The organism is Candidatus Nitrosocosmicus oleophilus (genome assembly GCF_000802205.1).
Classification (GTDB): Archaea; Thermoproteota; Nitrososphaeria; order Nitrososphaerales; family Nitrososphaeraceae; genus Nitrosocosmicus; species Nitrosocosmicus oleophilus.
Genome location: NZ_CP012850.1, coordinates 1392900 through 1413501, shown reverse-complemented (window position 1 = coordinate 1413501; position 20602 = coordinate 1392900). Strand labels below are relative to the sequence as shown.

General features: G+C 33.6%; 20 protein-coding genes. 6 read left to right on the top strand and 14 right to left on the bottom strand.

The window, feature by feature from the left end; all coding sequences use genetic code 11:
- Positions 1 to 578 precede the first annotated feature (578 nt).
- Positions 579 to 794: a hypothetical protein gene (locus tag NMY3_RS06880; RefSeq protein ID WP_196818621.1), complete on the top strand. Its 216-nt coding sequence runs from the start codon at positions 579 to 581 to the stop codon at positions 792 to 794.
- 370 nt (positions 795 to 1164) lie between these two features.
- Here the strand turns inward: NMY3_RS06880 and NMY3_RS06875 are convergent, their stop codons facing one another.
- The 4 genes from NMY3_RS06875 to NMY3_RS06860 all read right to left on the bottom strand — a co-directional run bounded on the left by NMY3_RS06875 (position 1165) and on the right by NMY3_RS06860 (position 5291).
- A complete protein-coding gene (locus tag NMY3_RS06875) occupies positions 1165 to 1647 on the bottom strand; it encodes a hypothetical protein (protein ID WP_196818170.1) in 483 nt (160 codons plus the stop codon).
- A 616-nt stretch (positions 1648 to 2263) separates the two neighbouring features.
- Positions 2264 to 3058 (bottom strand): class I SAM-dependent methyltransferase, encoded by a 795-nt coding sequence (locus NMY3_RS06870; protein WP_196818169.1) that lies wholly within the window; start codon positions 3056 to 3058, stop codon positions 2264 to 2266.
- 974 nt (positions 3059 to 4032) lie between these two features.
- Positions 4033 to 4341 (bottom strand): hypothetical protein, encoded by a 309-nt coding sequence (locus tag NMY3_RS06865; RefSeq protein WP_196818168.1) that lies wholly within the window; start codon positions 4339 to 4341, stop codon positions 4033 to 4035.
- A gap of 56 nt (positions 4342 to 4397) precedes the next feature.
- Positions 4398 to 5291: an IS5-like element ISThar1 family transposase gene (locus tag NMY3_RS06860; RefSeq protein WP_196818167.1), complete on the bottom strand. Its 894-nt coding sequence runs from the start codon at positions 5289 to 5291 to the stop codon at positions 4398 to 4400.
- Between the two features lie 110 nt (positions 5292 to 5401).
- Between NMY3_RS06860 and NMY3_RS06855 the strand changes: the two genes are divergently transcribed.
- Together NMY3_RS06855 and NMY3_RS06850 are read left to right on the top strand one after the other, a co-directional pair.
- Positions 5402 to 5587, top strand: coding sequence for a hypothetical protein (locus tag NMY3_RS06855; protein ID WP_196818166.1), 186 nt, complete (start codon positions 5402 to 5404; stop codon positions 5585 to 5587).
- 350 nt (positions 5588 to 5937) lie between these two features.
- Entirely contained in the window at positions 5938 to 6954 is a 1017-nt protein-coding gene (locus tag NMY3_RS06850; RefSeq protein WP_196818165.1) for a cache domain-containing protein, read from the top strand.
- 566 nt (positions 6955 to 7520) lie between these two features.
- Here NMY3_RS06850 and NMY3_RS06845 read toward each other — a convergent pair.
- The 8 genes from NMY3_RS06845 to NMY3_RS06810 form a co-directional block, all read right to left on the bottom strand.
- Positions 7521 to 7733, bottom strand: coding sequence for a hypothetical protein (locus tag NMY3_RS06845; protein WP_196818164.1), 213 nt, complete (start codon positions 7731 to 7733; stop codon positions 7521 to 7523).
- Between the two features lie 593 nt (positions 7734 to 8326).
- A complete protein-coding gene (locus NMY3_RS06840; protein ID WP_196818163.1) occupies positions 8327 to 8923 on the bottom strand; it encodes a hypothetical protein in 597 nt (198 codons plus the stop codon).
- A gap of 240 nt (positions 8924 to 9163) precedes the next feature.
- On the bottom strand, positions 9164 to 9604 hold the full coding sequence (locus tag NMY3_RS06835) for a hypothetical protein (RefSeq protein WP_196818162.1): 441 nt from the start codon (positions 9602 to 9604) through the stop codon (positions 9164 to 9166).
- A 218-nt stretch (positions 9605 to 9822) separates the two neighbouring features.
- Positions 9823 to 10674, bottom strand: coding sequence for a peptidoglycan-binding domain-containing protein (locus NMY3_RS16970; protein WP_196818161.1), 852 nt, complete (start codon positions 10672 to 10674; stop codon positions 9823 to 9825).
- A gap of 478 nt (positions 10675 to 11152) precedes the next feature.
- Positions 11153 to 11878 (bottom strand): hypothetical protein, encoded by a 726-nt coding sequence (locus NMY3_RS06825; RefSeq protein WP_196818160.1) that lies wholly within the window; start codon positions 11876 to 11878, stop codon positions 11153 to 11155.
- A gap of 190 nt (positions 11879 to 12068) precedes the next feature.
- A complete protein-coding gene (locus NMY3_RS06820; RefSeq protein WP_231100372.1) occupies positions 12069 to 12497 on the bottom strand; it encodes a hypothetical protein in 429 nt (142 codons plus the stop codon).
- 672 nt (positions 12498 to 13169) lie between these two features.
- Entirely contained in the window at positions 13170 to 13802 is a 633-nt protein-coding gene (locus NMY3_RS06815; RefSeq protein WP_196818159.1) for a MarC family protein, read from the bottom strand.
- Between the two features lie 634 nt (positions 13803 to 14436).
- Positions 14437 to 14937, bottom strand: a complete 501-nt coding sequence (locus NMY3_RS06810) for a 4Fe-4S dicluster domain-containing protein (RefSeq protein ID WP_196818158.1) — start codon at positions 14935 to 14937, stop codon at positions 14437 to 14439.
- 872 nt (positions 14938 to 15809) lie between these two features.
- Here NMY3_RS06810 and NMY3_RS06805 point away from each other — a divergent pair.
- Both NMY3_RS06805 and NMY3_RS06800 read left to right on the top strand, forming a co-directional pair.
- Complete coding sequence (locus NMY3_RS06805) at positions 15810 to 15986, top strand: tautomerase family protein (protein WP_196818157.1); 177 nt, start codon at positions 15810 to 15812, stop codon at positions 15984 to 15986.
- 459 nt (positions 15987 to 16445) lie between these two features.
- Positions 16446 to 16886 (top strand): DUF2299 family protein, encoded by a 441-nt coding sequence (locus tag NMY3_RS06800; protein WP_196818492.1) that lies wholly within the window; start codon positions 16446 to 16448, stop codon positions 16884 to 16886.
- Between the two features lie 591 nt (positions 16887 to 17477).
- Here the strand turns inward: NMY3_RS06800 and NMY3_RS06795 are convergent.
- Positions 17478 to 17963 (bottom strand): hypothetical protein, encoded by a 486-nt coding sequence (locus NMY3_RS06795; RefSeq protein ID WP_196818156.1) that lies wholly within the window; start codon positions 17961 to 17963, stop codon positions 17478 to 17480.
- Positions 17964 to 19186: 1223 nt separating this feature from the next.
- On the bottom strand, positions 19187 to 19555 hold the full coding sequence (locus NMY3_RS06790) for a hypothetical protein (RefSeq protein ID WP_196818155.1): 369 nt from the start codon (positions 19553 to 19555) through the stop codon (positions 19187 to 19189).
- Positions 19556 to 20004: 449 nt separating this feature from the next.
- Between NMY3_RS06790 and NMY3_RS06785 the strand changes: the two genes are divergently transcribed.
- A complete protein-coding gene (locus NMY3_RS06785; protein ID WP_196818154.1) occupies positions 20005 to 20361 on the top strand; it encodes a hypothetical protein in 357 nt (118 codons plus the stop codon).
- Positions 20362 to 20602 lie beyond the last annotated feature (241 nt).

The following is a 20602-nucleotide window of genomic DNA, read 5'->3' as shown; positions in this document are numbered from 1 at the left end:
ACCACCAATGAGATAGGGAATGGGACGTTTTAGGGTATTTTTTAACAATGAATCCAAAATTTTCTCTGAATGTACATGCATAGCATACCTTATAATATTGGGTACTACATTTAGAAACTATATCTTTATCTTTATCTTTATCTTTTCTCACTTGTTATTTTCTTTTAGTATAAAACTAGTCTGTCCGTTATTTCCAAGTTTGATATTTCAATCTCTTCTATTCTCAGATTCCTGCTAGTCTCAAAAGATTCATACTCTTTTGTACCGATTCTCACTTTAGAATAAAATTCATGATGTGCTCTCACGTAACTCACAATGAAACAAGTTTCAAAACGTCATCTATTTGGTATCGCGTTGATTCTAATAGGTAGATCTTATTCAATTGACTAGGTATTTAGAAATAGTTGTCCAAAAAGTAATATGATTTCCATTTTTATTATTATGCTGATTAATATTTGTGCATTATTGTTTAGAACCAGTTGAAACCTCTGTATTTACGTTCGTAGTAACGATTAGAGTGGCCCATCAACGATATGCGTCATGACATACTTAATAGATGCGAAATGTATATATAGCATATGACAAGTGAAAATAATTCTAATCCTATGATAATGTCTTTGCCCTCTTCTTATAAGAAATTTTCGTCAATAAGGGCATACGTTGATGTTAGCGGAAAGACAAAATACTGTGTAAGTTGCAGTAACACAGCTACTCAAGAAGTAATATTCACTGCAGATGGAGCTACCATTTTAGAAAAATACTGTGACTCCTGCGCAAAAAAGAATATACCATAACAGATTCCAAAGATCGTTTATCTGACCTTTACTGTCAAAATAAGCAAGGGTCACTATTCCTAGGATCTCGGTTTTGAAGACGAAAACAGAAAAACATTTGTTTTAAAAAGATGAAATTTAAGAATTACCCTATATCTTAACCCTTCCAAGATAGTTACTATAAATAGTATCTTATTAGGTGGTCTGTGAAACAAATTTGACTCAAGTAATTAACCAAATCAATAATTATTTTACTAGTAAAACAAATAAATCAATTAATGCAACCTTTTATGTTATAAAATTGAAGAACATCAGATGGATTGGAGTTTGGGAATGCTGCATCTTTTTCAATCTCATTTGAATTTATCAAATAACTATTTCTAGTGAATTGCTACAAAAACCTAAACGATTCAAATATTTCTTCTACTTGATTCTGAACATTCACAGAATCTATGCTTTTGGTATTTTGTTGATCCTGTTCAAATAAGGTTATAAAACAAAGATCTTTTTTGTCATTTATGATAAACGTTCTTTCATGTATAACTATATTTTCATCATCGTACCATCGCTTTACGATTACAGTTCCCGAGCGGCCATTTCTAATAGGATATTTATCTAACTTTGATTCTTCGAGTACTGTCTCTCCTAAGTAAATTGTATCCTTTAATACTTTTTCAATAGCCATTTCAATTGGACCCTCGGAGTTTATTTTTACATTCACTCTTTTAAACCCAAAAATTACCGAATCGCTGTGCATCAACACATCTGCACCAGAATTCTTTATGCTCTCGTCAGTTATCTCGACCCAATTTGATGGATAATCAAATGTTATGCCTAATTCTATATTTTCATAGTGTTTCTTCTCTGTCACCATTCTCTTTGATTCCCCTCTTCTTCAAATAAATTATTGTAGATTGCTGTTTTAAAAATGATCATACTGTATCTCAGTATTTTCCTTAAATCCACTCCATCAATTTCTCAGCAGACTCAAATGATTCTCATATAGTTACAAAATCGTCTAAGTCTGCTTGAATTCTTATCTCCAGTGCATATTTGATATAGTTGGCGAATGATTGATTCTAAACCTCTTCAGCGAGTCTCTTGATAACTATCACTGTACACTAAATAAATCGTGTCTTGAGATTTCCATTTTCCATTTTCAACTAATTTAATGGTCATTTTATTAATGACTGCTCTTTCGGAGGAAAATTTGGGATTAATGTGAAAAATGAATTGATAGAATACAGCAAAAACCAATAAAACTTTCCTTGTTAAAAAGGGCAATAGATGAGACAATATCAAATGAGAATGGGAAAAAATGAGTCAATTTATGAATAATTTCACCCCGACTAGCCTTTTCAGACCAACTTAGGTGAAGTATCAAGCCTGAACGATGCAAAGTAAGATATGTTCTAACCTATGTTGACAGTATAAGGTATTGCGTTATATAGCATTATTTAGCCAACCATATACTATGAAGGAAAGAAATATCATTTAGTTGCTACTGTAATTAGGTACCCCATTCTCAATATATTATCCGTAATGTATTGTTTCAAAGTCTTGATGTAGTCTTTTCTAAATAATTCAATTCTCCCATAATCTTGTTGTTTCTTTAAGGTGTTTATAACTTGAATCATAAAGCCAGCTTTGGTAATCGTATCTTGCCAGTAGTGGTTGGGACTTAAAATTGGAACATTAATAGTACCTCTTTCAAAGAATATGTCAATAGTGCCTGGCAAAAGTTGCTTTATCTTTTCTGGCACTCCCCAATTATAAGGTGAAAATGCTTCATTATGAGGTAACGGGTTATATTTAGAAACAACTTCAGACAGTTTTCCTACAGCTAATTCAGGTGGCCAACTTGTAAAACCCAAACGACCGCCTTTCTTTAATACTCGAATCATTTCCTTGCCTGCTAATTCTTGATTTGGCGCAAAAATATGACCAAAGGTTGACAATACAACATCAAAGGATTCATCTTCATATGGAAGGTTTTCTGCATCGCCTTCTTTCCATTCTATTCCACTAATTCCAGCAATTTTTTCTTCTTCTTTAGCCAATGTTAAAAGCTTTGGAGTAATATCAATCCCAGTTACTTTTGCGCCCAGCATCCTAGCAGTTATCGCAGTGTTACCAAATCCGCAGGCTACATCTAGAACGGAATCGCTTGCTTGTAAATTTGCAAGTCTTGTCAAACTGGCTGATACTGGTGGAATAAATTGACCCCTGCTTCTCCAATCTCCTAAACTCCAAATCTCTTTGACCGCATCTTTGCTATCATTCAACTATGAATTCATTTGTGTACTGAGATAAATATCAATCCGACAAAAGTTTGATTTATCTTTTAACATCTTGTAATAACAATCTATATTGATTCATACTCCTTCTGTTATTTACTAATTGGTTTCTCTTTTGGTTGAGAATTTTGGTTTCCCCTCAAGATTTATCTTGATATCTATTAGGCGGTTAATGTCCTTAACCAATCCTAGAGATGAATTAAATGGATTAGGGGGCGGTTATCAATATATAAATAAAAATCGACCCTTTAATCCTCAAGACTAATTTTGCCTAATGACACACAGGTTACTACTTTCCAAAGGACTAGACCACATAGAATAAGCCCCGTATACTGTGCGGGTTCGATTGAAATATTAACAGATCTATGAGTAATCTAAAAACAAATAACTTTAATTATTTGTGATTTCCAGACACTTAACTTCATTTCAATACTTTCAAATAGGATCCGTTGAACTGCACTATCAGAATCTTCCGTAGACTAATACGCAGTATGATTGGAATGGCCATCAGGAGTAATTTGAAAAACTAACTTACCATCGCATAAAACCATTAACTCATCTAACCATTTAGTTGGATAGACTCCTTGTAATCAATCGTATCACCAAACTTTATATTGTTAATAAAGTTAAGTTTGTTAGCAAAATCGCCATCTAGCCCGTTGATCAATACTCAAATCTTTTCTCTACGCTTTAATATAGTTGATATTTCATTCAAGAAATCATGTGTATCAAGTAATTTTTGATTAATCTATAATGATGCACCATATCATGTTTTATGTCTGTTCCACGGAAGGACAAAATACTAATCCCTAAAACTGCAGAAACCTCTCATATTCGTATTGCATTATGAAAAGCCGTCTTTCGGGTTAAGTTTTATTTGATTAAAAGTGGTTTTAAAAAATAAAGGAAAAGAAAACAAAATCGCGTTGGATCAAAGATTCTATTGGTACTAGGAAGACTGTTCAACACAGATCAAATGTGTCTAAATAGTAAATAGCGGATAGGCACAATTTCTTATGCTGAGTGCCAAATATTGGCTCGCTTCCAAAATGGTTATCTATTACAGACCCATCCAATTTTATACTAATTGCATAGTCACCCAAAATATTAATTTCCGTTGGAACATTCTTTGCCAGTCCTTCTCTCATAGTCACAGTTGATGTGTCATTATACAATGTGGAGTTAATGGTGTTGTCTACTGCTGGTTGCCCGGCTAATTTAAAATCATAAATCGAATGAGTATGGTTTGCAGTACCGTCAACTTTTACCATGTAAAATGCTTTGTTGCATAATTCCTTATTCTCCGGTTATCATCATGATCATCATGTTATATTCTTCTAAAAATGTTATACAATGATACTTTTATCATGATCCCCTTTACCATGTTTTGAAACCTGTTTGCTGATGTGTATTCACCAAACATTCTCTTTATAGCTGAGAACACAGTTTCAGATATCCATCTCTGTCCGTATTTTCTTTTTGTCTTCCATTTCAACAGATCCTTTGCTTGTAACTTTACTTCGTTGTTCCTTAACCTATTGTTTTTAGGAGAAACAATAGAGTTCCTTCTTACCTTTATACCTGGATTGATCTTTTTGTCCTCAAGATACACAAAGTTTGGATTTGAATCATAGGCTCCATCAGCTAGTACCGATTTTATCTTTACAGTGTTTGGTTCTCTCGAATCCAAAACATGATTGACTAGTTTCTTTAGCATTTTCCCATCATGTACCTTCTCATCTGTCACTTCCAAAGCAATGATTTTCCTGGTCTTTATGTCTACAGCAACGTGGATCTTGAGATATCCTTTTCTATTTTGTGTATTCCATTTCTCATCCATCCACTGACCTCTGTTAGTAATCTTGATACCTGTACTGTCTATTGATATTATTAGGTCATCATCGTCATCCATCTTGTCTCTTTTAATATCGATGTTTAGCTTGTTGATTCGTTTACAGATGTGACCATAACTTGGTGGATTAGCAGGTAACCTTTTTCCTGTGGCCTTAATTATACCTTGGGTTTGTCTGTATGGTAGGTGAAATAAATAGCGAATGTAACCAATGGCCAAGATGAAAGAATCTGGAAATACAAATGGTTTACCCTTTTTGTTTATATTCATATTCTCTATCTCTGAACCCCAACCATCAAGGAAATCATACGAGAAGAGGATCTCACCGCGTTGAACTAATGAGCGATTGTAAGAGGGCCAGTCTATCACAAATAATCAATCTGTTCATTCCAGCTAAATATGTTGAGTTAGGCGACAAAGCAATGTAAAATGTTGAGTTGAATGCAGGTGACACTGTAGTTGAATTGATGTTAGAGAACTTGAATGCGCCACCCAGTATTCATGCTGGATCGGCTGAGGTGCCATTGTTATTGGTGCTAGTAATGGAACCCCTTATTGCATCATCCGTAGGATTGGTCAGATTCTTTGAATATGCTGTATGTAGAGAATCAGTAGGAATCAATAATGAAGATAATAACACTATTGCAAGTATAGGTAAAGGCTGAAGAATCGATCATTCATCAATAACAGTTTAAGGCCACATTATATAAGGAATGCCCATTTTGTTTTTGAATTGGATGTTAGAAATGAGGATTTATTAAAAAGTGAATCGGATAGAGCAACCATAACGGTATTCGGTTAAGCCTTCATCGCCAACTCCCTGTAAATGGAAATCCATTTAATTTAAAATAGGTATTTTATTTAATCAATTACAATTCATAGTAGTCAAATAATCAACCAATATCCAGATAAAGACAAAACGCTTTATGGGTTACATGGGATATATAATTAAATCAGCCTTCATGTAAAAGAAAGACCTTTCTATAACATCGTCCTTGTGTATAGGAGATCATCTATGCAAAACAAAAACATTGTAACTAAAAAAGTAATCTATGGAATCACGGGTTTGACTTTACTCATTTTAGCAATATCTTTAGGAACACAAACACCTTCTAGTGCACAGATTCCTCCTGCAATGAATGGAAATAACAATAACACAACAATTTTTGAAAACAATGCATATCAAGCCCATAATTATGTTAAACTTTTAGCACAAAACATGGAGAACCGACTTGAAAAAGCTGCGGCAATACTTGAACTCACTGGTATGTTGCCAGAAGTTAAAAATGTAACCTCTGTAAACATGCTTGAGGAAACAATAGGACAGCAAAAAGGAATCCCCCAAAACGCGGATATCCCTAAAAGACAAGTAGCAAAAGACATTTTGGAAAAATATGGAGAGTTTCAGTTGGTGTTCTTTTTGATGCCGAATGGTGATATATATATTGAGGAACCATATGCTCTTCAGCAGAATCTCTCCAAATCTAATTTTGCGTTCAGGGATTACTACAAGGGAGTGATAACTAATAATGATACTTTCCTGGGTAATGTAATAGTATCTGCATCCTCTGGCCAGAATCAGGCCGTGATGGCAGTACCTATCTATTCAGAGGTAAAAGGTTCATTAACAGGAATATGGGCTGGTGGCTTGGATATGAGTGAATTTAACAAAAGCCTTCAATCATTGAATCTGACCAATAATGAACGCATTGTATATGTTGACAATCTTGGCAAGGTGGTTGCTGACTCAGACATACAATCATCTAACCGAAACGAATCATTTGCCAATTTGCAGGGATTCAAAAATGCCATTAATGGGAAGTCAGGCACCGTTAAAGAAATAGTTAACGGCACGGAAATGCTAGTCTCGTACTATCCAGTCAAAGCTCTTTCCAACAATTGGGCAGTTCTGTTAATTCAACCAAATAATGGCAATTCTGTTGTATCATCCAGCAATTATGCAATAACCAATAATAGTATAATGGAAAACGATAAACAAAAAGAAATGCTATTACAAAATATATCAAAGTGAAAAATGTTCTTGTTAGACATTATGGTATGTGAATGGACAATTCATCTTTTTTATAGACCAGGGCTTATAGCGGTTTCTTTGGGACCTACAAAAGCCACAGTCAAAAATATCAGAAAATCAAAAGAATTGGGAATTAACCGAAATGTATGTAATACAAATTTGATGTAAAAATTGGATTTTTTTGTGCGTAAACTGATAATTTTTATGATATTTATTTTCAATGGTGTCAGTGTCTAAAGACTTGGAAAATCTTTAGAGGAGGGACCCGGTCATTCATTATTGGAATTTAAATTCTCAGTGGGTAATGCATTGAACTTTTTTCGCTTCCAATCACCCTATCGTCAAGATTAGAAAACGTTGCAACTATTTTACTGATTAGTTTATTTCATGCGAACTATTGAGGATTAAAGAACAGAATTATAATCTTCCAAGATAATAACACAAAAGATATGAATACCAATTATAACAACAATTAATCCATTTCAATGGGATTAGTCTCGTAATGCAATAAAAAGTGATTGTTCATATAATGATTAATCATTATATGAGTTTTTTTTAATTGAGCTCTAGCATTTACCATTTGTATTTATTTTTCCACTCGGTGTAAATATTCTCTTGCAGTCCCCATCGCTGCATACTGCAGCACCCTGTTGTTTCGAACCTTTGTTAGGACAAAAAATAGCAGTAGCAGAGGCCTCTTGCGATATTTGAGTGACAAGAGACACAAAGCCGGCCATTATTGTAATTATTACGATTGTGGCAATGAGTTTAGTTTTCATTAAAAATTTCACAATAACATCATATTAAAATTTTTTGAATTTTAAATATTAGATTTAACAAATTAATAAAAATTTTGAATTAAAATTGAAAATTCTAATAAAAAAATCTATGAATATTTGATTGGTGCTTCCAAGGATGTGAGTTATTAAACTACCGATATGTTTTTAAAATATATGATTTTTTGACAGTAATCTATCTTGATGACCTATTAATGCCCGTGAGAAATATTTTTTACATATCATGCCTTTTTTCGTCCGACATAAATAGAACTGGTGTTTAACAATTGTCATTAGTGGATCCAAGGATTTAGTAATAGTCATACTGCGAGGCATAATCCTCAAATAAACGATTTTTAGAAATTTGTGAAGTTCTTCGATGGTATGTGAAACAAATTTGAACCACAATTACTATTTAAATGAATTAATTAGTTCTTGTATAAGGTTGTAAGGCCATATAGCATTCCAATGTTTTTCAAATAATACTTGTTGAACTAGTATCGTATGGTCTAATTAGAAGATATTGCAAATGTTTATCTACATTGATCATGTTTCGTTTCGTCAAATAAAGCAAGTTTACTCATCACTTTTTGATGCTAGATGTTTCCGGGATATAACCAACGTCTGAACACACGACTCAAAATAGGCAGTGCAAAATAGGTAAGCAAAACTACCAGTATTGCACTAAAAATTGCAGTGTTTGCAAAGAGGGACCATTCTCCGATAAATGGACTCAAGAGATTTCGTGACGCAATGCTAATAACATAGGCTGCAAAGAAGATAACAATAGCCATTTTCCATTTTGGTGGTGGAGATTGGCTAAGGGTTTTCAAACCTGGAAGTGTAAACCAAGTTTCCAAACCGGTTGATGTCTCGTAATGCCGGGTAGAGTATTTGTTTGCTTCGTCTATTAGTTTTAATGTTTCTTTAGAATTGTCCCATTTTTCCATATCCGCTTTGTTATCAAATTTGCGGATTATATATCGATAAGATGATTTACCCCCACCAGGAATGATTATTGTAATGCTACGATATCCCGGCGCGCTCCTCTGAAGTGCCAAATAACGCTTAAGCCAATTGTCGTAATCTTTCTCATGCCCGGGTTTTATATTCCTACATATTACGGAAGTGACCTCATTCAGATATATGTCTGACATTTTGCTTGCATGATTTGCTATTCTGTTGTTTGACATATATCTTGCGGCACAAATTTTTTTGACCGCGTCATCTTTGGATTACCTCAAAACATGTTCCGAGGGATTAAATCCCGTATGGTATAAGGGTTCAATCATGTCAGATTAACAATATTAGGATACATGTACTATCTAATCATAGATAGGAGCCCATTATTGCTAAAAGTTTTAATATTGATGTTTGTAGTATTGAAGATAAAATTAAGGTTGGGTGGATCGATTAGTCAATTGATCAGTTTGTTACGGTATAAACGTTCCATTTTGCATATTTGTGACATTATCTTGTGCTAATCCCATATTACTCATTTCATTTGTCATATAAGGAATACAAACTATTGTATTCATGGCATCATCGAATACTTGTCCGGTCATGTTGTCACTTATGCCAACCTGCCCTGTTGTCAATTCTTTAACAGCCTTCGTTGTATTGGTATGAGTATTACTGTTAGTTCCACTGCTCAGAATTGCCATATTTACTATTGAATCAATTATTTCAGCTGATGTAGTACACTTTATTGGTATAGCTAAAACCCCTTGTTTGTATTGGATGGATGACATAATTCCTGATGTCATTCTTTTCATATCAATTGGATCAACGGGATCAAATACATGTGGGATATGCGATTGTCCATATGCTAATGAACCGGATGCGGTTACAAGAAAGCCAACTAATCCGATCATGGTCACGAATATAGAACTGGAAATATTGTTACTAAAATAGGGTGCTGGTTCGGTGGGATTAAGTCCCGTATGGTATAAGGGTTTGCTTAATTTGATTTGTTTTACTTTAATTAATGCAATATGGATTGGAGACTTCGAATCCGAAGGGAGAGTGCGGATATCTCTCCACGAGACGGATTATCAATAGATATAATCAAGCTAGACAACGAAAAAGATCTCTACTCTAGAAGCCAGATGTAATCTGGTTCATTGCCAACAGTAGACTTGACTAAACCGATGCTATTATTTAGAAGAGCCAATGATTGGCTTTGCGTATTGTTGAATAATATTATTTCATGGAAAACCCAATTACCATCATCAGCCGGTCTGCCTATAGCAGAAGTAATCCAAGCAATACTTTCTCCATCCCGAGTCTTGATTGTTCCATTACCTGTACTCTGGATTAATTCATCTGATAGGTGAGTGCTTATATAAGTCTGATTATTAGTAACATTCCCTACACCTTTTAGGATTCCGTGGTCAGAGGAATGTTCCTCTGTCACTAGATAAGGAGTTAATGATATATTTTTTGAACCCAAAAACACAGTTTTATTAGCGCTATAAATTGAATCGGCTGTATCCAAAGGTACGGTAATCTGTCTATTAACACTTGGCTGATGATGCGGAGAAGTTTCTGTCGGACATGAAGTACCTTCACTACCATCAAGACATCTAATCATTTCTGGTGTTTCATCAGAAAGTGGTACTGCGGTTGAACATAATACTTGCCATGTAGTAGGACCAACGATTCCATCCGCAGTCAAACTATTATCTGTTTGAAATTGTTTAACTGCTGTATCTGTACCGGGTCCAAAATCTCCATCTACATAACCTCTATCTATATACCCTTTTTCTACTAATAGATTTTGTAGTGTAACAACAATCTCACCTGTGTTACCTTTCTTAAGTGTTTGAGCATTAGGATCACAGGTTGTAATGACAGGAATCTGTGCAAATAAATCGGTGTCAAAATGGGATAAAACGCCTACAGTGGAGACTATCAACAAAGTTAAAGGTAATAACGACTTCATCATCCTATTCAAATAGGTTCTGTGAAATATAGTGATTTAAATAGATTTGGATTACAAAGTGGCCACTTCCCACCTTCATCATCCTCTGATCGATCATCCTCTGGTTTCTCACCTTCCTCATCATCACTAAGATAATAAATTCAGTACCAGAGTAAAATTAATTAAGATAGATTCTTGATCGAACAGTGACTCTAATTATTTCGTTTCTATAATTAGTAGCGGGTTCGGTAGAAATCATGAGGATATCCTCATGAGTCTGCGGGTTCGACGGCATTATTGCAGGGCCCTGATGTAATGATATGCATTAACTATTGAATATCGCAAGCGACGATGCTCTCTATCATCCTGCCTAGATATTACCATTAACTTTCCTCTGCTAACGTACTCACTACATTGTCACTAATACTACGGATTAATCCATGTCGCCAAGGTTAAATGTAACAGAATTCGAAGCTGCAACCGACAGCTTCATTTAGACTTAGTTCCCGCGGGCGGTGGCGGTGTTGCTATCGCCCTCTGTAGTGGCGGTGTTGCTATCTCCGCCAGCATGGGGGGTGTTGCTATCGCCCTCTGTAGTGGCGGTGTTGCTATCTCCGCCAGCATGGGGGGTGTTGCTATCGCCCTCTGTAGTGGCGGTGTTGCTATCTCCGCCAGCATTGTCAATCACCAAAGTGTATTGTCCGAATTCACCTGGTAGACCATCAATAGATGTTCCATTTTCTGAAACTATATCATATCTTAATGTGTTTGCTTCAGAATCATACACTGGATTAAAGAGTTCAATCACGGCTAACTCTTGTTTCTGTTGTTCATCATCTAAAACTAGGACGGCATTAGGTGGATCTATATCAAAACTGTTTGTCCCTATACTCCAATTGCCGATAAAATCGGTTGTGTTAGTAGCTGATACTATTCTGTCAGGTCTGTCTGAAAACATTATTGTCTTATTAGATACATCGTTTAACTCTAGTGTAGAAGTTGTAGCATTTACTTCGGATAAAGAGCCGGATTGAGCACTCTGGATAAACAGGAACGTTGCTCCAGTCATATTGTTGCTGCTATCAGTTTCATTTGCTCCAGAAGGCGTTGTAGTGGCTGATACAATCTTCGCAGCAGGCATTAGTAGTAGAGATGATGATACGGCTGCTGCAACTAATAACAGAACTCCAAATATTGCTAGAAATGTAAGGTTATGGTTTGACATAGGACAAGAGATGTTACGAGAGTATTTATCCATTTATTCATTTATCCAAAAGTTCAGGATGTTAACTTTAGCACGGATCATCTCCTTATAGTGCTATTGATAAACATATTCAACCAGTTCCGGATATGCTTTAGTTTGCGATTTTTCATATTGGAAAGGTAGTCTTCATCAATTGTTTATCCAAAAAATCCTAGCCTTGTGTTTTGATATGTTCTTTCAATTGAGACTCCTTGACCTCCTGCTTCCAATTATGAGTCAAAATAACCTCAACAGTTTTTACTTCATGACTAATGGAAGACTTTCGATTATTTATTACAAATGCATATGCATCGCTTATAGTAGGTTTAAATACATCATTAATTTTCAGACCATTCTTGTTATAATATGGTTTAATTTCAGAATTATCCTTATTTTCTTTCCATGCTGGAATATCATTTCTGCCAAGGATTAGAATTTCTATTTCCTTAGCTGAATTCTGTACTTTTATGTCAAAAGAAAGCCTATACTTAAACATAAGTATGAGATTTACACCAAAATACAATATTTCATAGCCATGGGAATTTCCAGCGGGTATGTTAAATTCATTAATATTTCTCATAACATGCGGAAGTATTTTCATTACTAGATAAAGAGAGTAAAAGTATGTTATTATCTTATACTCTCATAATGAGCTCAAAGTGAGCTCAAAAGGATTGTTTTTCTTAGTATTGGGTATCTTTTTGGCGTTTGAAATGAGAATAATCATTAATAAAAGAAATCATAATTTGTTAATCTCCTTGGAAATGGTCTTTATCTCCATTATGTCCTGCCATGACTATTATTTATTGCAGTCAAAGAAATGATGACAAATATCCATAGCAACTGGACACAAACCCGCTTGTTTCCTTTTCAAAAACATGAATTTAGTACACAAATTTACTTGATTATAACTTATTTCGTTACTATCAATTAGTAGCGAATTTGGTAGTTCTAGTAATGATATCGTTCTGTAAGACGACCCATTTACTATATGATATGACCCAAATTTAAATGAAATGATTGAAAATACTTATCGGCATTGGTCAATCATTCTTTTTTCCATTCTTTTATCATCCCCATCATTTGATTTTATCGAAAGTTTGTTTTATTCTATGGGATAATTAGAAAAGATAAAACGGGCTATAAGAATTCAAAATACAAACACACAAACAAATATGCCTCTAAATCCTCGATTCGATCTACTATTCTCTAATTACTTAACAAACCTCGTTGTCAATAACCTTATCAATTCAATAACTTTTATTTATTGAGTTTAAATTGTTTTTAAACCGTCTACTATATATTGGACAGCGATTGCTGCAACTAGAACTGCAAATATCCTAGTAACGATTAGAGAACCCCTCCTACCCAGTATTTTGTAGATTGTCCCAGTTAAATAAAATACAAGATAGGTGATTCCTATCACAATCACGATTGATAGCATCGTTACGACCAATCCCGCAGTCTGATAGGAAAGTATTACAGCAGTAATGGCGCCGGGCCCTGCCAACAAAGGAAATGCCAATGGAACTACTCCCGATTCATCAGAAACAGTTCCACCAAAACTCCAACCACCATGTGTTAACAATTCTATTGAGACTACAAATAGCAATATTCCGCCTGCAATCATAAAGCTAGAAATAGTAATCCCAAAGATTGACAGAATTTGTGTTCCTACAGCTGCAAAGATCATCAATAAAGCACCTGCAGTAATAACGGTTGTTTTTAGTACCGTATTCCGTTCTTTTTTTTGCATTTTTTGAGTAATGCTTGCAAATAAGGGGATAGTACCGATTGGATTGATTACAACAAATAGAGCAATAGTGGATCTTAATAGATCGTCTCCGAAAATATTTAAAAGGGAAAATAAATCAATCAACGTAACAGAAACTATTTCTGCAATCATGCCTATAGTAGAAATCTCTTTGTTATTAAAATTCCTCTAAAACAGCAAAATACAGATCGCATCGGTAGTACTGTAATGGAAATTAAGTAAACATGATATTGCCAAGAAAATCTGAAATTGTAATGTAGAACAATATAAAAAAGATCAGAATCCAAAAAAAACAGCAAAACAGCATATTCAACATGATAACAAAATTATTGAACAAATCCTTGTCAAAACCAAAAGAAGAAAGACAAGCGATATTGCAGTTACTGCGAATCTAACATCTGATCTCCTATTTACACGACATCAAATGAAATAGACACTTTGTAAGAGGATAAAATCTAGATAGATCAAGATATGTTATGATTTTTTTGAGGTAATCTGATTTATGATTGATGAATTAAGGATTAGTTGATTTGGATAAATTGAGAAAGGTAAAAGGATAGAATAGACTCAGTGATTTATTTAATATAGTTTCCTTACACAGTTTCAGCCATGCCATGAAGTTATACTAATTGAATTATCATCAATAACTGTTGTTCTCTTCCACTAAATTATCATTAAGAGACAGTAACGCGTGAAAAATTTTCATGGCTTATAATAAAAAAGACTTTTTCATAGTCGATATAACTTAGAATTATTATCTCAGTGTTTAATCAAATGATTTTAATATTTCTTCATGAACTGATAAATTACCCTCGTCGACCTTAATTGATTGAGTAGGACACACTGTTACACATGCCATACACCAAATACACGCTTTTTCCCTGATGGGATCTGGTTTGTCAGTATAATCTCTTCTGCCTTCTCTATTATTATCATCTCCGGTCCCTTCACTTATTGCATTCACCATTTCTATTGCGGGAACATCCTGTTCTGATCTATACCACTGATATACTTGAACAGGACAAGCCTCTATACATGCTCCGTCAGAAATACAAGAATCCCAGTCTACCGCTACAAAAGTTCCATGTACCCCCAAGGGGACATATTCTTCTCCTCTTGATTTGTATGCATCTTGAACATCCTTGTTGGTAGAGGATTCTGCATCTGCCCTTCCTGGACCCCAAACCAGATGAGTATAATCTCCATCTGAAGTTGAATGTTTTCCTACTGCTTTGTGATTTTTTGGAAATTCTGGATCTATTGGCATATCTATATGTTGTTAACAAAGTTGATATAAGTTAACCGGTAATTTTGAGTTTTATTCTCTCCGAGAATGAGAGGAGTTCTAAGTTACGATAAAGCTACTCGTATGAGTAATGACCTTGTCATTGCATACCTCCTCGGATACAATAAAAAAGATGGTACGGGGGATTAAGTTTCTCATTGTAGGGGTTTGGTAAAATCATGAGGATAACGTATATATTTTCAAGTTTACTTGTAAATAATTTCTAATCATAGTCATTTTTTATCTTTTAGTCTATTAACCTGTTTTTCTTTTCTTTGTTCCTTTGAAGATGGAGAATTAGGAAATTTATTTAACCAATGATTGGTCAGTCATTCGGTACTCTTAACAGACTCATACAGGTCACTCATTATTTCAGTATTTAAGACCAATTCTCTATACAACTCTCATTTTTTCTGAGCGTTTAATGTATTCTTGGTATATTTCAGTCATGGATGTAACATAAGTAATATATTCATCACACATTTCGCTCCAAGCGATAGGTGAGTTTTGTTGTCACCAATGCATAATCGATCTAAACTGATTGGGATAGTTCATGTTTCGCTATTCATTGTTGTTGGTGTTATTGTTTCCCTTTCCCTGCTTTTCCATAATAATCACAGATTCTCAATGTTTAGAGGCTTAATATTTTACAGTTTTTGTTTGATTTGTAACCTACCTAGGTTGGTAGGATTTCATAATAAAGTTATTAAAGAGCGATTTTCAACTAGATAAAACTACAGGAAGTTGGGTTATGGTTTCAAAATATGATTAACTATAAGAATATTCTACCGGTGATAACTAATTAAGAATCTATTTTGTTGAAATCTTAATAGTGTCCGTAATGAATGATTATCATGCCTATAGTTAGTGTACAAATGTATAGTGGGAAAAGTCAAAGAGAAAAAGACAGATTGGCAGAAGCAATTACGGCGGATGTAGTTAAAATATTAAACGTAAGTAAAGAAGAAGTTATAGTATTGTTTACAGAAGCAACTCATGGAAATTGGTATTCTGCTGGTGTACGTCTCTAAGGAACAACAGGAAATGCTTTAACATACTGTCCACGCACTCTTTGATTTAATGTATTTCCTAAAACAAGTATCGGTTTTTGTGATCTTTTATCGAATTGCTAATTGTAAATGAATAACACGGAGATGTATAAAATAGGGCAGTTAGTATAAGAATACATAGACTTGAAGACAACCCAATTTCGAAATGTATTTGTCATTCAAGATCTGGTGAAGCATCGCTATTTCCAAGAGTAGCTAGAATGCCTAACGGAATACACGCATATAGTGTATCAGTCTATTTACTTCCCATACCAGAATAGATAGTATGACAAGGAATAATCCCAGAATAATTGCCTATCAATAGTTTGAGATTCCAAATTCCCTTAAATGGCCAGACGATAATGATGACATGAAAATTTATATCGTATTTTCATAAACATTGATGGATATTGTTTACTCGGGAGGAAGTAGTTTAGTAAAATTCGTGAATGGTTAATAGCAGAAAAATGGAAACTTTCTGAATTTAGCGATGCCAATTTTCAATTGGCTTATAAAATAATTCTCTCCAGCGGGAAGGAAATTTATTTAGGGTTAGAAAAATCAGTAGACCGGATAACTATTCAAAATACTCTCCCACTACCTCCAGACATTAAAATCATCTATGAATTATCTCCCAATAAATCCAAATTCTTGAATGAGTTAAAAGTCCATCTAATGCAAATGGAAGTTTCGACGGAAATATATCCTAGTTTTGAGAAATTAGAATCCATTAATCTAGCTAATTTCATTTACTTCGATGGATTCTCAAGAAATAAACTTATCCATGAAATCCATAAATTGGCAGATGCAACAGACTTGGTATTTATCATGTGGAAAAAATTTACTGAAAGCCATCTTCCTTCTGATGGGCAGAAATCTTAGAGATCTTTATATGATTTTTCAATAGATTTGTTCTATCAGTCTATCCTCACCAGATATAGACCAGCCTCTCATGGCCAATCTTTTCATTATATAAATTCTCATTATTATAATACCTTTACAGATATTGTGTTACTCTATCCATCCTCGATTGGATCTAAAAAAAATGGATTATACAGGAATCAATCCAATTGTTGACGACATTCACCACAAGAAAATTGTATCACATTAACTAATGTGGAGTGTCTTTAATTCTCCGAATGGATTCGTTTCAAATTCTTCTAGAGGTATAGGTGACAATACAGGGGCTCCAATGTACATATCTTTAGACACAATCAATAATGAATTATCTAATCCATATTGAATTTAATCAGTAATTTGATGCTTATAAAAGGAAAGAGTGGTAGTTACAGAAATCTATAGATTTATTCTATCGAGGTAGAGACGATCAATTTATTTGGATATCTTCAATTAAAGAACAAGGATTCAAATACTTGTCTTTCGGTAAGGGTGCTAATTGTCAGATATACCAAAATGATTGAATCATCATCATTTTTTGTCAGGTTTTCAAAATTGTTTGTATACAACATTTTACTATTTTGGTAAGGAAGCATAATTATCCACTTCATAAGATTCAAATTCTTTGATATTCATGTTTAGGATGATATTATCTCCAACTTCATATGTTTTTGATTTTGGAATATCATATCTTTGTACATAATTCCCAAATACAACGATCTTATCCGTGGTTTCCTTCATTATAAAGCCTACAAAGTCTTCATTTAATATTTTGACACCTTTGCTGAACAATGAATTAGGGTACTTGCTTGGTAAGCCATGGTCAATGTTTGTGGGACGATATCGTGCATTAATTTCAGCATCAACATATGACAGACCATTTCTTTTTGCTAGATTCTTTCTTGACATTTTTTTAATTGTTAGATCCGTTAACAGATTTCTGGGAGTTGTTTTAATCTCAGAAAAATGTATATTATTTCTCCCATTTTGTTCTTCATATATGACCAAAGTATCAATGGTCTCTTTGTTTTCATACCCTAAATAAGGAGAAACCAAACTCATTACACCTCGATTAAATATTTAATAAATGTCATAACTATATACCTCTATTGAATCTATTAAGGTTATCAACCAATATCTCGTTATTAATGCGATTTAATCACTATTATATCATAAATTTTGAATGATTCCTTCTATAGAATCATAAAATTGTCATTAATCATCTTCGATAAAGAATTAGATCAAGTACTTCATGAATTCTAATAAAAAGAAGTGGTCATCTACATTTAATCAAATCTTAGAAGCATATAGCAATAACTAGTTATCAACTGTCGAATAAGTTAGGACTACATTTGTTAGTAATTGCTTATGACATTCATATTTTCTCTACTGGCAATTTATTTTGGAAAGTCCATTTAGTATATTATCTAAGGAGTTTAGCGATGGCGGTATCATATTCTAAAATCAACTAGTAATCAATGTTAGCTAGTTGGTGCCTATTAAGAAATAAAAATCTAAACAAATCGTCGACTGATTCATATCAATTAATTAAAAACAAAAGTAGTCAGCATTCACAATTTGCTATTTGTAGGTATTGGGTCTTGGTATTTAGATCTGCTATGCCATCTCAAGACCTTTATTGGCTTGCATCAATGTCTACAATCTTTTATAAAAGTATAATTTAATACGTGAATAGACCTTAAATTATTGATGGATATTGAATTATTTGTCTAGATTTTCTCTTTGTTGATATATCCTTTTCATGATCGCGACAAATTAGGAATGCTTTTCTTGAACAATTATAGAATCGGTTGTAAGTTTTATCGATTATAATGCAATTTCACCGATAGGAGGATAGTATTTGCTGCGCTTGCTAAACAAATAAATCCAAACATAAAAAAATGTGGAGTCATCTCCGTAATTATAACCCAATTAGCGATGTATAGACACCAGAATATCAAAGAATCCCATGAAAATAACAAAAACAGTTACATAAATACAATCAGGTTCTTTAAGATTCTATTCTTAATGGATCAATTTGGTTGAAGGAAATTGCACCATACTGTCTATATAACAAGATTAAAAAAATTTAGTTTTTGTTTTCACTAAATAGTTGACATTTTATCGCTTTTGATAGTTAGTATAGTCATCGATTAAACTCGAATTATGGGACTACCATCATATCGTTTATTTTCAGATACATGGTTCAGTGGGTTGGGAGGAAGTGCTCAAATGCCATCTTGTGTATGATCTTTATTCATGTTGGATGATGATACCAAACATTACTAAAAAAACTGTTCATCTTGATTCCCTAATTTTATTTTATGATCAAATAATGCTGATGGGTTATCCAGAGTTGCATCGATTAGTGTTCTATCTGATTTTATTTGTTTACTTTCGACTTTCTTAAGTTGATAGTTCCTTTGGGATAACACATTTAGTATGATACCAAGTGATTTACCCGAGACTCGCAAAGGATCAATGATAATAGTATCAATCAAATCGTTCTGAATCACACCTATAACCTGATTTAAATTCTTAGGATCTTCATGATCTGACGAACCAATGGACGAGAAAGATGCAGTAAATCTTTCTTCATTATTACCAATTTTTTCAAGACCCTTGATATATAATGTCAAATTTTCCGTCTTCATTTATTTTCAATCAATTCTCGAATTTAATAAATGTGATCAGCATCGACAAATGTATTTATCCTAAATAAATTGTTTCTAAATGAATATTTGCATTCTAATGCTTGTTATAATCATGCCTATTCGTATAATTTCCATTTTTAGTAGCCTGACTAATATTTGTGTGTGTATTATCATTTAGAACCAGTTGAAATCTCTATATTTCGATTTATAGTAACGAATAGAGCAAACTATTAGCGAAATGCTTCGTGACATATTTAATAGATACTAAATGTATATATATGATATGACAAGCGAAAAAAATTCTAATCGTATAATGATGTCTATACATTCTCTCCATAAGGCTATTGCAGCTAAGAAAAATGTCAAATAAACAAGTGGATATTTTAGTAAGTATTAAAATTTCTGAAGTCTTGATTCAAAAATTCAATAAGGTAATTGATAATTAAACAATGCAATTAACCGGCAATGACGAATTAAGAAGGTACTTGTTAGATAGAAATGATATTTTAGTATCTACAAAATTAAGTAATGAAGAGGAAATATTTAACAATGAAACAGGCGAATCTGCTATAGATAAATTTCCTAGTTCTCTTTTTAACAAAAAAGTAAGTTTATTGAATGAAGACTTTGTAGGCTTTATGATGGGAATAACAGATACCGAGATAACTATATTTGGTGATTATGATCAAAGATTTGATGTCCCAATATCAAAAGCCAGGGAAGTTAATAATAATCTAGTCCTTGATATGGAATGGACCGAGTTTAAATCATATCGCTCAGATGCTTCATACTTCAAGTCACAGTAATTGAGGGAAAAAGATTAATGATAAATAGATTAATGCGACAAAAAGGGAAATGAGTGGGCAAATTTACTTGCACATTCTCTATGTGGAGTAGAGGAGGTCAGACTATGCACATAAGAAGATGGATAGCGTCATATTTAGTTACTAATGAGGCTCGGATGTTAATTGACAAGCTTTTGAACTTGAGAAGAAGATAAAAAAATTTTGGACAAATTGTTGTAACGCCACCTTTAAGGACGGTGTA